The organism is Rhizobium sp. SVR5-9E (assembly GCF_056755095.1).
In genome coordinates, this window is the sequence record NZ_JBNDHS010000001.1 from 24,926 (window position 1) to 37,852 (window position 12,927).

General features: G+C 60.0%; 11 protein-coding genes and 1 pseudogene. 4 read left to right on the forward strand and 8 right to left on the reverse strand.

Translation table 11 applies throughout. The features are described from left to right. Nucleotides 1-15: 15 nt before the first annotated feature. Together fdhA and ACPYOJ_RS00160 are read left to right on the forward strand one after the other, a co-directional pair. Entirely contained in the window at nt 16-1,206 is a 1,191-nt protein-coding gene (gene fdhA / locus ACPYOJ_RS00155) for a formaldehyde dehydrogenase, glutathione-independent (RefSeq protein ID WP_168830001.1), read from the forward strand. Between the two features lie 269 nt (nt 1,207-1,475). Beyond that, on the forward strand, nt 1,476-2,711 hold the full coding sequence (locus ACPYOJ_RS00160) for a multidrug effflux MFS transporter (protein WP_481414424.1): 1,236 nt from the start codon (nt 1,476-1,478) through the stop codon (nt 2,709-2,711). Between the two features lie 23 nt (nt 2,712-2,734). On the opposite strand, the gene ligD is transcribed toward ACPYOJ_RS00160, so the two are convergent. The 5 genes from ligD to ACPYOJ_RS00185 all read right to left on the reverse strand — a co-directional run bounded on the left by ligD (nt 2,735) and on the right by ACPYOJ_RS00185 (nt 7,200). Next, entirely contained in the window at nt 2,735-5,257 is a 2,523-nt protein-coding gene (ligD, locus tag ACPYOJ_RS00165; RefSeq protein WP_481414425.1) for a DNA ligase D, read from the reverse strand. Nucleotides 5,258-5,259: 2 nt separating this feature from the next. Further along, the gene (gene ku, locus ACPYOJ_RS00170) at nt 5,260-6,105 is read right to left on the reverse strand and encodes a non-homologous end joining protein Ku (RefSeq protein ID WP_481414426.1); all 846 of its coding nucleotides are present in this window, start codon (nt 6,103-6,105) and stop codon (nt 5,260-5,262) included. A gap of 15 nt (nt 6,106-6,120) precedes the next feature. Next, nucleotides 6,121-6,351: a DUF2188 domain-containing protein gene (locus ACPYOJ_RS00175; protein ID WP_168829997.1), complete on the reverse strand. Its 231-nt coding sequence runs from the start codon at nt 6,349-6,351 to the stop codon at nt 6,121-6,123. A 14-nt stretch (nt 6,352-6,365) separates the two neighbouring features. Next, nucleotides 6,366-6,635, reverse strand: a complete 270-nt coding sequence (locus ACPYOJ_RS00180) for a hypothetical protein (protein WP_481414427.1) — start codon at nt 6,633-6,635, stop codon at nt 6,366-6,368. 73 nt (nt 6,636-6,708) lie between these two features. Further along, entirely contained in the window at nt 6,709-7,200 is a 492-nt protein-coding gene (locus tag ACPYOJ_RS00185; protein ID WP_481414428.1) for a cupin, read from the reverse strand. A 145-nt stretch (nt 7,201-7,345) separates the two neighbouring features. Between ACPYOJ_RS00185 and ACPYOJ_RS00190 the strand changes: the two are divergent. After that, a pseudogene (locus ACPYOJ_RS00190) lies at nt 7,346-7,902 on the forward strand (type 1 glutamine amidotransferase domain-containing protein). A 48-nt stretch (nt 7,903-7,950) separates the two neighbouring features. Here the strand turns inward: ACPYOJ_RS00190 and ACPYOJ_RS00195 are convergent. From ACPYOJ_RS00195 to ACPYOJ_RS00205, 3 genes are all read right to left on the reverse strand, one after another. Then, nucleotides 7,951-8,997: a DNA topoisomerase IB gene (locus ACPYOJ_RS00195; RefSeq protein WP_481414429.1), complete on the reverse strand. Its 1,047-nt coding sequence runs from the start codon at nt 8,995-8,997 to the stop codon at nt 7,951-7,953. A gap of 17 nt (nt 8,998-9,014) precedes the next feature. Continuing rightward, nucleotides 9,015-11,168 carry a glycogen debranching protein GlgX gene (gene glgX, locus ACPYOJ_RS00200; protein WP_481414622.1) on the reverse strand — a complete coding sequence of 718 codons (2,154 nt, stop codon included), beginning with the start codon at nt 11,166-11,168 and terminating at the stop codon, nt 9,015-9,017. Nucleotides 11,169-11,385: 217 nt separating this feature from the next. After that, nucleotides 11,386-12,180, reverse strand: a complete 795-nt coding sequence (locus tag ACPYOJ_RS00205) for an SDR family NAD(P)-dependent oxidoreductase (protein WP_481414430.1) — start codon at nt 12,178-12,180, stop codon at nt 11,386-11,388. A gap of 250 nt (nt 12,181-12,430) precedes the next feature. On the opposite strand from ACPYOJ_RS00205, the gene ACPYOJ_RS00210 reads away from it, so the two are divergent. Beyond that, the gene (locus ACPYOJ_RS00210; RefSeq protein ID WP_481414633.1) at nt 12,431-12,574 is read left to right on the forward strand and encodes a hypothetical protein; all 144 of its coding nucleotides are present in this window, start codon (nt 12,431-12,433) and stop codon (nt 12,572-12,574) included. Nucleotides 12,575-12,927 lie beyond the last annotated feature (353 nt).

A 12,927-nucleotide genomic window follows, 5' to 3' on the forward strand; every position in this document is an offset into this window, starting at 1 on the left:
ATGGAGGAGATGAAAATGAGCAAGAACCGAGGCGTCGTTTATTTGGGGCCTGGCAAGGTCGATGTCCGCGACATCGACGATCCGAAAATGGAGGCACCGGATGGCCGCCGCATCGAACACGGCGTCATCCTGAAGGTAGTTTCAACGAACATCTGCGGCTCCGACCAGCATATGGTCCGCGGACGCACGACTGCCATGCCGGGCCTTGTTCTCGGCCACGAAATCACCGGCGAAATCATCGAGAAGGGCGTCGACGTCGAGATGCTTGATGTCGGCGATATTGTTTCCGTGCCGTTCAACGTCGCCTGCGGCCGCTGCCGCTGCTGCAAATCGCAGGACACCGGGGTCTGCCTGACGGTCAACCCGTCGCGCGCCGGCGGCGCCTACGGTTATGTGGACATGGGCGGCTGGGTCGGCGGACAGGCGCGCTACGTCATGATCCCTTACGCCGATTTCAATCTGCTGAAACTTCCCGATCGTGACCAGGCGATGGCGAAGATCCGCGATCTCACGATGCTCTCCGATATCCTCCCGACGGGCTTCCATGGCGCGGTGCGCGCCGGCGTCGGCGTCGGCTCGACGGTCTATGTCGCAGGCGCCGGTCCGGTCGGCTTGGCCGCTGCCGCTTCAGCCCGCATCCTCGGTGCTGCTGTCGTGATGATCGGCGATTTCAACAAGGATCGCCTGGCGCATGCCGCCAAGGTGGGCTTCGAGCCCATCGACCTTTCGAAGAGCGACCGCCTCGGCGACATGATCGCCCAGGTCGTCGGCACCAATGAGGTCGACAGCGCGATTGATGCCGTCGGCTTCGAGGCCCGCGGTCATTCCGGCGGCGAGCAGCCGGCGATCGTTCTCAACCAGATGATGGAGATAACCCGCGCCGCCGGCTCGATCGGCATTCCGGGCCTTTACGTCACCGAAGACCCCGGCGCTGTCGACAATGCCGCCAAGCACGGCAACCTGTCGCTCCGTTTCGGCCTCGGCTGGGCAAAGGCGCAGTCCTTCCACACCGGCCAGACGCCTGTCCTGAAGTACAATCGCCAGCTCATGCAGGCAATCCTCCACGACCGCCTGCCGATCGCCGACATCGTCAACGCCAAGGTGATCTCGCTCGAGGATGCCCCGCAGGGTTACGAGAGCTTCGACCACGGAGCCGCCATGAAGTTCGTGCTCGACCCGCATGGCGATGTGGCGAAGGCTGCTTGATGATCGGAGGGGGCGGATCTGATCCGCCCCTCTCTCAGAAAATCACTCAATCGCCAGTTGACCCCCTGCACGTTTGCCGGTAGCTCTAGGGCATGACAATCGCGATGTTTCTCGCAGTGGTGATAGGGCGCATGGGCACGATGGCATAGCTATCTGGCGAAAGCACCCATGCGCGGTAAGCAGGCTCCTGACGGGGCCTTTTTTATTGCCCGGATTTCAGGCCGGCCCCGTTGGAACTTTCACCCTCCTGGCAAACGAGAAACGAAACGATGACCGGCGAAACCGAATCCGAACCGTCGGCTGCACGCGCAAACGAGGCAGCCACACCACCCCGACTGGGCACCCTTATACTGCTCACGGCGCTATCCGTTCTACCCGTGAATATGATTCTGCCGTCCCTGCCCGAGATTGCCTCGGCCTTTGAGGCCGACGCTGCTTTGGTCAACCTGACGGTGGCGGCCTATGCGGCCCTCACCGCGCTGGCGGAAATCGTCGGCGGTACCCTTTCCGACCGGTATGGCCGTAGGCCGGTCGTCTTGGCGGCGTTATCCGCCTTCGTCCTGGCATCGCTCGGCTGCGCCATGGCGAACGACATATACGTCTTTCTGCTTTTTCGGACGCTGCAAGCCTCGATCGCGACATGTTTCTCGATCGCACTGGTCATCATCAAGGAAACGTCCGGCGGGCACAAAGCCGCTAGCAAATTCGGATATCTCGCCATGGGCTGGGCTATTGCGCCGATGATCGGGCCCACGATTGGCGGATCGGTGGAGGAGTTATTCGGATGGCGGGCGAACTTCGTTCTCCTTGCGGTTTTCGGCATCGCGGCACTGGCATTGGCCATCAGCGAGATAAAGGAGAGCACCACCGATCCATCGAGGCGAAGGCCCGCGTATTTCTCCTCGTACCGGCAGCTCCTGAGTTCGCAGCGTTTCTGGCTCTATGCCCTGTGCATGGCGTGCTCGATGGGGACGCTTTATGTCTTTCTGGGCGGCGCGCCACTGGTCGCGGGAGAGGCGCTCGGCGGATCGAGTGCCAGGCTTGGCCTCTGCATGGGCATGGTGCCCGCCGGCTTCATACTGGGCAGCTATCTGGCCGGACGATATGCCTCCCGAATGCGAATCGGCAGCGTTCTCGTCGCCGGGCGCTTCCTGACCTGCGTGGGCCTGTTGGCCGGCGGGGCTCTGTCGGCCGTCGGCGTTACGCCGGTTGTTGCCTTCTTTGGAGCCTGCATATTCATCGGTATAGGCAACGGGCTCATAATGCCCGCCGCCAATGCCGGTGTGCTCTCGGTGCGTCCCGATCTGGCAGGCACCGCGGCAGGGTTGGTAGCGGCGATGAGCGTCGGAGGTGGTGCAGTCATCGCCGCGATTGCCGGTCCGGTTCTTGACGGTTCGGCGAGCTTCAATGTCTTGCTCGGCGTATTGCTGGTCCCCGCGTCACTCGCGCTCGCAGCAGCAATTTGTGCGGCAACGCTCGACAGGCGCGTACCAGCCGCCATCTGACGCTGGCTCAGCGGTGCTGCCTCTCATGACCGTTTCCTCTTCTCCAGCGGCTTTGCCGCATCGAAGAAACCGGCCCACGGATCCTTCGGCACGGCGTCGACACGCGCGGGCGTGTTGGCCACGGTGAAATAGGCCGGGCCTATTTCACCGGTGAGCTCGCTCCAATCCAGCGGCATGGAGACCGGCGCTCCGGGGCGGGCGCGCGTCGAATAGGCGGCAACCGCCGTGCTGCCGCGGCCATTGCGCAGGTAGTCGATGAAGATCTTGCCGTTGCGCTCGGCTTTCGTCGCCTTGGCGATGTAGCGGTCGGGATCTTCCGCCGCCATCGAGTCCGCCAGCCGTTTGGCAAGCGCCTTTACCTCCGCCCAGCCGGCCTTCGGCTTTAGCGGCGTCACCACATGCAGCCCCTTGCCGCCTGTGGTCTTGACGAAGGCGGCAAGCCCTTCGGCTTCGAGACGCGCCTTGATCTCCTGAGCCGCTGCGATGACATTCTCCCAGGGGACCTCCTCGCCTGGATCGAGGTCCATCGTCATCGTGTCCGGCTTCTCCCAGTTGTCGGTCGTCGCACCCCAGGGATGGATCTCCAGGACGGCCGATTGCACCAGCGCCGCCATTCCATCGAAATCGGTGATGCGCAGAAGCTTCTCGCCGCTTCTATCCTTCGGGTCTGTGATCTGTTCGATATTCTGGTTCATGCCCTTCCAGGCATGCTTCTGGAAGAAACGCTGGTGCCCCTCGATGCCGTCCGGCAGGCGCACGAGCGCCAGGGGACGATTGACGACGAACGGCGCGATCGAACGCCAGACCTGCGCGTAATAATCGACGAGCCCCTCTTTGGTGACACCGACGTCCGGCCAGTAGATGCGGTCCGGATGCGTGAGAGTAACGGACGATTTCGGCAGGTCTTTTGCGGCGGTTTTTTCCCCGGTGGTCTTTTCCATCTCGCGCCCTACCTCTTTCGCATGCTTGTCCTCGCGCAACCCGCGGAAAGCGGCGTGGCGCAGGTTACCATCGGCGGACCATGCACGGAACTCCACTTCGGCGACAAGCTCCGGCTTCACATAGACGAGACCGCGCCGCTCCTCTGTTGTCAGCGTATCGTCGAAGGAATTCTCCTCCTGCTCGATCTTCGAGAGCCGCTCATAAAGCTCGTGCGCCATCGCCGCCGTATAACCGGTGCCAACCCGCCCGATGTGCTTCAGTTTGCCATTGTCGTAATAACCCATCGCCAGCGAGCCGATGGCATTCTTCATCGAGGTCGAGGGCACATGGCCGCCGATGACGAATTCCTGCCGTTGCGAGCACTTTGACTTGATCCATTCGCCGCCGCGGCCGGAAGTATAGGTGCTGTCGCGCTGCTTTGAGACGACGCCCTCAAGGCTCAGCCTGCAGGCGTGCTCCAGAACCAGACCGCCTCTCTCATTGAAATGCTGGCTGTAACGCAGTTTGTCGCTTCCGCCAGGCAGCATCTTTTCGAGCAGACGCTTGCGCTCGACAACAGCCACGCCACGCAGATCGTAGCCGTCGAGATACAGCAGATCGAAGGCATAGAAGACGAAGCGGTCGTAACGCCCTTCGCTCAGATCGCTCTGAAGTGCGGAAAAATCCGAGGCGCCGTTATCGCGCTCGACCAGGAGCTCGCCATCGACGATCGCTGATTGGATGGGCAATCCCTTGAACGCCTCGACGATGTCCGTGCCGAACTTCTTCGTCCAATCGAGCCCGGTGCGAGTGAGCATCTTCACGTCGCCGTCTTCGACCCGGATCTGCAGCCGGTAGCCATCGAACTTGATTTCGTGGATCCAGTCGTCGCCGGCGGGCGGCTTTGGCTTCAGCTTGGCAAGCGTCGGTTCCACAAAATCCGGCATGGCCGCCTTCTTGGCACTTTTTGGCCAATCGTGTGCCTGGGGCTCGGCCTTTTTCGGAGCGGCTTTCACCGGCACGGCCCTTCCGCCCTTTGGCTTGGAATTCCAGGTATCCGACGGATTCTTTGCGACCTCTTCAAGCCGCCGCCCGGTCTTTGCCGATTCCGGCCGCTGCTTCAGAATGTCCTTGCGGTCATGGCGTGCCTCGGCGTCCTCCGCCTTGATCAGCAGCCAGTTTTCGCGCTTTTCACCGGGCCGCCCGTGCATCCGCACCAGATGCCAGCGGCCCTTCAGCTTTTCACCATCGAGTTCGAATTCGAGATGGCCCTTTTGATAGCCCTTCTTCGGGTCGCCGACCGGGGTCCAGGTGCCGCGGTCCCAGACGATGACCGTCCCGCCGCCATACTGGCCTCTGGGAATGGTTCCTTCGAAATCTCCGTAGGAAAGCGGATGATCCTCGACATGAACCGCAAGCCGTTTCTCTTCCGGGTTGAGGCTCGGTCCTTTGGTCACCGCCCAGCTCTTCAGGACGCCATCCATCTCCAGGCGGAAATCGTAGTGCAGCCGTGTGGCGTCGTGCTTCTGTATGACGAAGCTGTTTCCCTTGCTCCGGCCTTTGGCACCTCTGGGCTCTGGCGTGAGCTTGAAGTTGCGCTTCGCTTGGTAAGCTTCTAGCGCCATGCTCAGCTCGCCTTCTTGCGGCGGCTAGCGGAAGGAGCAGGCGGCGCCTTCTTCCTTGCCGGCTCTTTCGTTCCGCTCATCTTGGCGCTCTGGCGCAGTGCCTCCATGAGATCGACGACCTTACCTTCCGGCTTGGGTTTCTTCTTCGGCAGCTCCCTGCCCTCGATCTTGGCCTTCACCAATTCGGTCAGCGCCGCCTCGTAGCGGTCCTCGTATTCGCTCGGATTGAACTTGCCCTTCTTCGTGTCGATGATGTGACCGGCAAGCTCGAGCATTTCCTTGTCGAACTTGATGTCGGGAATGTCCTTGAAGACGGACGAGCCGGCGCGAACCTCATAGTCGAAGTGCAGCATCGTCGCGACGATGCAATCTTCCCGGGCGCGGAGCAGCAATTTACGGTTACGCCGAAAGAGCACGGCTTCGGCAAGCGCCGCGACGTTGTTCTCCTGCATGCTTCTGGCTATCAGCCGAAGCGCCTCTTCGTCATGCTCGTCGACCGGAGCGAGATAGTAAGGCTTGTCAAAAAAGAGCTTGTCGATTTCGTCGAGGGGGATGAAGCCCTCGACATCCATCACCTTGTCGCTTTCCGGCATGATGCCGGCAATCTCGTCGCCCTCGATGACGATATACTCGCCGTTTTCCGTGCGGTATCCCTTCACCTGATCGTCGCGCTCCACGGGCTTGCCCGTTTCGCTGTCGACGAACTGGCGCTCGACACGATGGCCGGTCTTGCGGTTGACGATGTTGAATGAGAGCCGGTCTGAAGCAGAGACCGCAGAATAGATGCCGACCGCGCAGCTAAGATCGGCGATCTTCAGGTGACCTTTCCAGCTTGCTCGCGCCGCCATGCTCGTCTCCTCAGGTCAAAGCCGACTGCCGCTCTTGTCTGTCGCAAGGGGCACGAACTTCCAGCCGCCACCCGGCGCCGGGAAAGCCAAGGTCGCGTCGCCACCGCCAATCTTCTGGCGGGATGCGGCACGCTTGGCGTGATCGATCGCCTCTTCCACCGTAGCATATGTTTCCGAAAGCGTGTCGCCAAGCTTGTAAGCCCAGCCTTCGTCATGCGGCACGATCTGATAGGTGATGTCGACCATAATCCACTCCTCTCTCAGTCGTCGTCGCGCGAAGCGCGCTTGCGGCGCTCGTCGAGTGCGATGATCTTTTCGACGGAGGCGAGATCGTCGCTGGTAACGGGTCTCACGGGATCGGAAGCGATCGCTTCGAGAACCTCTTCGGAGAGCCCACCGTTGCGGATGACCCATTCCAGGGTTTCGCGCGTTTCGCGCTCCGCCTTCACCTGCGCATAAAGCGCCACGATCAGCCGATCGCGCGGATCGAGCTTTTTGGCCTTTTGACCAACTTTCCGGACATACGACATTGGAGAGCGCCCTTTGAAGATTCTCCCTGATCCAAGCCCTTTAACTGATAACGGCCCGAAAAGTTCCAATATTTCAGCGCCAAAGCGCGGTCAGTCCGCCGCTGGCCCCGGTCACGGGATCGGTTTCAGGCGCCGGCAGTTCGCGTATCCGCTTCAACTGCTCCGGCGTCGGCGCTTCGCGGCAGAGATCGTAGTCGGCTCCCGGAGGATAAGCGCCGACCACCAGAAAATCGCTGCTGGCCGATATCCGGCAATGTCCCATTCCTGCAGGCAGGATCGCAGCATCGCCAGCGTGGACCTCGACCTCGATACCCGATGGTCCGCCAAGCATCAACTTTGCGCTCCCGGTAGCAAAGCCCAGCGCCTCATGTGTTTTCGAATGGTAATGATGAAACGGATAGACGCCATTCCGCCACATATTGCCCCAGCCGTTTCGTCCGAACAGCGCTTCGAAAGCGGCTGCCCCGTCACCATTCCTCAGCACGCCTCGATAGAGCAGCAGCGAAAATGTGGGATTGTTCGGGACGAATCCGCTCGGCTCAAGCAGGATCGCTTCTGGCTCCATCTACTAGCCTCCTCTTCAGCTGGAACGATAACAGCTTCTGTCCCTGCCAAGTTCCGCCTGTTCCAAAAATGTCGGAACCAACAGCGCCACGAGCGGTTCTGCTTTCTGATCCCCAATTCAACAGACGAGGGAAAGGACATCCGCAATGCCTTCCATCGATTCCGCAAAGATCCTCATTCTGGCCACGGCTACGAGCGTTCCGAGCTGCGCGTCCCGTATGAGGAACCGAAAAAGCGCGGTGCAGCGGTCAAGATCGCCTCCATCAAGGAGGGGAGCATCAGGAGTTGGGACAAGAAAGACTGGGGCGACAGCGTCGACGTCGACCTGCAGGCGAAGGACGTGAATATCGAAGATTTCGATGCCATCGTCTTGCCCGGCGGCCAGATCAATCCGGACAAGCTCAGGATCAATGACGATGCCATGCTCGTCGTCATTGAATTCGTAAGGTCCGGTAAGGTGGTCGCCGCCATATGCCACGCGCCGTGGCTGCTGATCGAAGCTGATGCGTTGCGCGGCCGGGAGGCAACCTCCTACTGGTCGATCAAGACCGATGTGAAGAATGCCGGCGCGACGTGGAAGGATGAAAAAGTCGTAACGAGCGATGGCATCATCACCTCGCGCTCGCCTGACGACTTGGAAGCATTCGTCAATAAAATCATCGAAGAGATCGAGGAAGGCCGCCACGAGAAGCGCGCCGCTTGATGGACCCTCCTGTCAGCTCAAGAGCCCGCGCACCCTCGCGGGCTTTTTTTATGAAGCCTTCCGCTCCGCCGCCTCCCAAAGTCCGGCCTCCCGCAGAAGAAAGTCACGCAACCGGTTTTCCTCGGCCCGCAATCCCCGCAGAGGTTCGCTCACCGGCGGCATCTCGCTTTCGGGCAAAGGACGGTTCTTGTCGGCGAGCGCAATGATCGACGGATGAATATAGCTCGAGCGCGAGATGGCTGGCGTGTTGTGCAACACTTCGGCCGAGGCCTCCGCCATTTCCTTCACGATCGGGCGCTCGCCCATCTCTATCGCCGCCCGTGCCGCGCCGAAGGCGGCTAGGGAACCTGCCCAGGTGCGGAAAGTCTTCGCAGTGATTTGTATGCCGGAGATTTCCGCCAAATAAGCGTTGAGGCGCCCGGATTCGACCGGCTTCAGCGCTCCCGTCTCATCCTTCCAGACGAAGAGCTGGCGGCCGGGCAGGTCGGCAATCTCTTCCAGTATTTTTTGCAGCCGCGGATGCTTGAGGCTGCGCTGCACTCGCTTTCCGCCCTTGGCGCGAAACTTGAGCTCGATCCGCCCGTCCGTCATCTTGATGTGCCGTTTCAGAAGCGTCGTTGCGCCATAGGTGCCGTTTTCCTTGACATAAGCCTGGTTGCCGACCCGAAGATGCGCTTCGTCGAGCAGCGTCGTCAGAGCCGCAAGAATGCCGCGGACATCGTCTGCGCCGGTATCAAGATCACGCAAGACCTGTCGCCGTATCTTGGGCAGCGCCTGGCCGAATTCGACGAGTTGATCGAATTTCGCAACGCTGCGGAAGGATTGCCAGTTCTTGTGATACCGATATTGCTTGCGACCGCGGGCGTCGAAGCCGGTCGCCTGCAGGTGTCCGTTTTCCTGAAGGCAGATCCAGACGTTCTCGTAGGCGGGAGGCAACCCGAGGGAGGCGATGCGGCGCCTCTGATCCTGTTCGCAGACCAGCGATCCATCCGGCAAGCGGTAGCAAAAGCCCTTGCCTTTTCTCTGTCTGCGAATACCCGGCTCGGTATCGCTTACATATATAAGGCCCAATTCGCTTATCGCTTCCGCATTCATCGCTTCGGTCGAACTCGTTACTTTTTCCTGCGGCCGAAGTTAAACCAGTGCCAGCGTTCGGCCTGGGTTGCATTCTTCGGCGGTTCCGTCGCCCCCTTAGGCGCAAAGGCGGCGATGCTTTCCCGGTAAACGATCAGCGGATTTTTCGGCTCGAGTACCTCGAACGGGTCATCGGCTCCGGTGTCCACCACACGCTGCCACTTCTTGATGCCGTTCACGCTCGGCAGCTTTACCTCGCAATCGCCGCCCGCATTGAAGATCATGAAAAGGCCGTCCATCTTTTCCGTGTCCGGCGCATCGACGCTGCGGGATATGTAGACTGTCAGCACGCGCAGTTCGGGGTCGTTCCAGGCGCCGTCGTCCATGAAATTGCCGTCCGGTTTGTACCAGGCAATTTCGATGCGCCCGTCTTCTGCGGTCTTTCCTGTCAGGAACCGCTCCTGCCGAAGCTCCGGATGCGCCTTGCGGAAGGCGACCATCCTTTGACAGAAGGTGAGGAAAGGATCGTCAAGACCGCCCCAGTCGATCCAGCCGATCTCATTATCCTGGCAATAGGCATTGTTGTTACCACCTTGGCTGTTGCCGATCTCATCGCCCGCAAGGATCATCGGCAAGCCCTGGCTGAGCATCAGCGTTGCCATCATATTGCGGCGCCGTCTCAGCCGCGCATCGTTGATGCCGGCTTCATCGGTCGCACCCTCGACTCCCATATTGTCCGAGTGATTGTCGGAATGGCCGTCAGCATTGTCCTCGCCGTTGGCCTCGTTATGCTTATCGTTGTAGGAGACCGTATCGAGCAGCGTAAAGCCGTCATGAGCCGATAGCAGGTTGACCGAGGACGTTACGCCGCGGTCCGAATGGTTGAACTGCATCGCAGAACCGGCGACGCGCTCCGCCAACTCCGAAGCCATTCCGCCGTCACCCTTCCAGAAGCGGCGGACATCATCGCGGAATTTGTCGTTCCATTCGCGGAAGGGATGCGGAAATCCGCCCACCTGATAGCCGCCTTCGCCGACATCCCAGGGTTCGGCGATCAGCTTGACGCCTGCAAGGATCGGGTCCTGCCGGATGGCGCTGAAGAAAATGCCCTGCCGGTCGAACTCCAGTTCCTGACGGCCGAGCGTGCTGGCGAGATCAAAGCGGAAGCCGTCGATATGCATGACGCCAACCCAATAGCGCAGACTGTCCAGCACCATGCGCATGACCATGGGATTGGCGACGTTCAGCGTATTGCCGGTGCCCGTCGTGTCGAAGGTGTGACGGGGATCGTCCGGCGAGAGAATGTAATAGCTGGCATTGTCAAGACCGCGGAACGAGAGCGTGGGGCCCTTTTCGCTGCCTTCGGCCGTGTGGTTGTACACCACATCCATGATGACCTCGATGCCGACCGCATGGAACTTGCGCACCATGGTCTTGATCTCGGTAATCTTGTCGGTCGACATGTAGCGCGACTGCGGCGCGAAAAAGCCAAGCGTCTGATAGCCCCAGTAGTTTGTCAGGCCCTTTTCTTCCAAATAGCGGTCATTCGGGAAAAACTGGATGGGAAGCAGTTCCACCGCCGATACGCCGAGTTTCGTCAGATGATCGATGATCGGATCGCTGCACATGCCGAGGAACGTCCCGCGCAGCCGGTCCGGTACCTTGGGGTGCGTCATGGTCATGCCACGCACATGCGCTTCATAGATGATCGTTTCCGTCCAGGGCCGGCGGATCGCCTGGTCGCCATCCCAATCGAAATCCGGATCCTGCACGACGCCCTTGATGGTGAAGGGCGCGCTATCGCGCTCGTCAAAGGAAAGATCGTCTTCGCCAATTACATAGCCGAAGAGCGCATCGTCCCATTTGAGATCGCCAACAACCTGCTTGGCATAGGGGTCGAGCAAAAGCTTGTTCGGGTTGAAGCGGTGGCCGTTCTGAGGATCATAGGGACCGCTGGCACGATAGCCGTAGACGGTGCCGGGCTTTATGCCGGCTATATAACCCGACCAGATGTCGCCCTCCCGCTTCGGCAGTGGCAGGCGATCCCGTTCCTTCTTGCCGTCCTCGGAAAAGAGGCAGAGGTCCATCTGCTCGGCATGGGCGGAGTAGACGGCGAAATGCGTGCCCGACCCGGTATATTCGGCGCCCAGTTCAGGCTTCAGGAAATCGAGTTCAGAGAAGGAATAGCTCATGTCGATTCCGTCCATCCCTTTTCCCGGTCAATTGATGAGGTCGGGCATAGCGCGAACGCGCATACCAGGCAGGGCGAGTGCGATGAGCTTGGGCTCTAACATAAAGCATCCGTTTCAGACGTTCGAAGGACAACCGGCTTTTGCCCCAAGCCTGAAACGTCAAAGGAACCCGAAGGTTCCTTTGTGCAGTGCAAAATTCCTGTAGTCGGCCGCCCGATCAGGGCATCAGCTGGCCGCCATTCACCTCGATGATCTGGCCCGTGACGTAGCCCGATAGCGTGGGCGACGCGAGGAACAGATAGGCGCCGACGCAATCTTCGGGGGTGCCGACAAAGCCCATCGGGATGGTCTTACGCTGCATCTCCATCTGTTCGTCATTGGTATAGCGCTCGTGGAATGGCGTTGCGATGACGCCGGGAGCCACGGCATTGACGCGGATGCGGTCCGCCACGAACTCCTTCGCATGGCCGTGCGTAATCGTCGAGACGAACCCCTTAGAGGCCGCATAGAGGATCGCGCCGTTGCCGCCGCCGTTTCGAGCGGCGATCGATGTCGTATTGATAATGAAGCCGCCCTGCTTCTTCAGCCAGGGATGGGCGGCGCGCGTTGCGGCGAGAACCGAGCGGGCATTCAGGTTCATCACCCGGTCATAATGCTCGTCGGTATATTCCGAAGTGGGTTTGCGACCGAGCATCCCGCCAGCATTGTTGATGAGGCCGTCCAGATGGCCGAAGGTCTTTGCCGTTTCCTCGACGACACGCTCCGTCTCGCCTTCCCTGGAAACGTCGCCCTGGATCAGATGCACGGTGGCGCCGGTTGCCCTGATCTCAACGGCAAGCTTTTCGGCGGGCTCCCGGCTCGCATTGTAGTGGATACCGACTTTCATGCCCTGCGCTGCAAAGGCGCGCGCAAGGGCCGCGCCGATGCCGGTCGACGCGCCGGTGATCAGCACCGCCTTGCCGTTCAGATCAGGTATCTTGATGGACGCCAGTGATTGAGCAAGATCCGTCATGGCAGCTAGAGCCTCCCGAAAAAGCAAATGAAATGGATAGTGAAGTTGATAGGCGAGAGCCTAGCAGGCGCGATCGCAGGTCGGCAATCCACAAAACCGGAGGAACGGTACTGTTGTGTGCACTGTCAGACTTTTTCGAGAGCGATTGGGTGCGCCAATGCATATCGTCGATCTACATTTTCACGGGGCTAAATCGGAAGCAATACGCTATGGTGCGAATGGGCCATTGGCTACAAGACAGGAAACCGGCGTGAAGATGCTTATGCTCGCAATTGTCATCGGAATGATCGGCGGGGTTCTCAGTCTCGCGTTTTTCGCCACGCCCGGATCCAAGCAAATCGCCAAGGGTCAGCCGCTCCAAACATCGCTATCGCAAGTCATGGGACCGCGCTAGTCTCCTACGCGCGGCACCTCTAAAGAACGGACATCATTTCCGCCTTCTGCGGACATCTCCGTGCACTTGTCTGCCTCAATGATGCCGCGATGTGCTATCCGAACATTTGGCAGAGTCGCAACCCTAGCATTCAATATGCGCGCAACAGGGCGGAAGGGACGTTTTATTTCCTGACATCGATCCGCCGCCAGACGGTCAATTTTCCCTTGCTTTCTAGCTGCTTGCGGACTGCCGGCGGCCGCTATGCCAGGGTCAAACAATCACAACGTGTGCCATATAAGCCAAAAGTACTAGTTCTCGGGTTGTTAAGGATGCTGCAGTGCAGTATGTCTTGGGCGGGCTGAACGTTGATG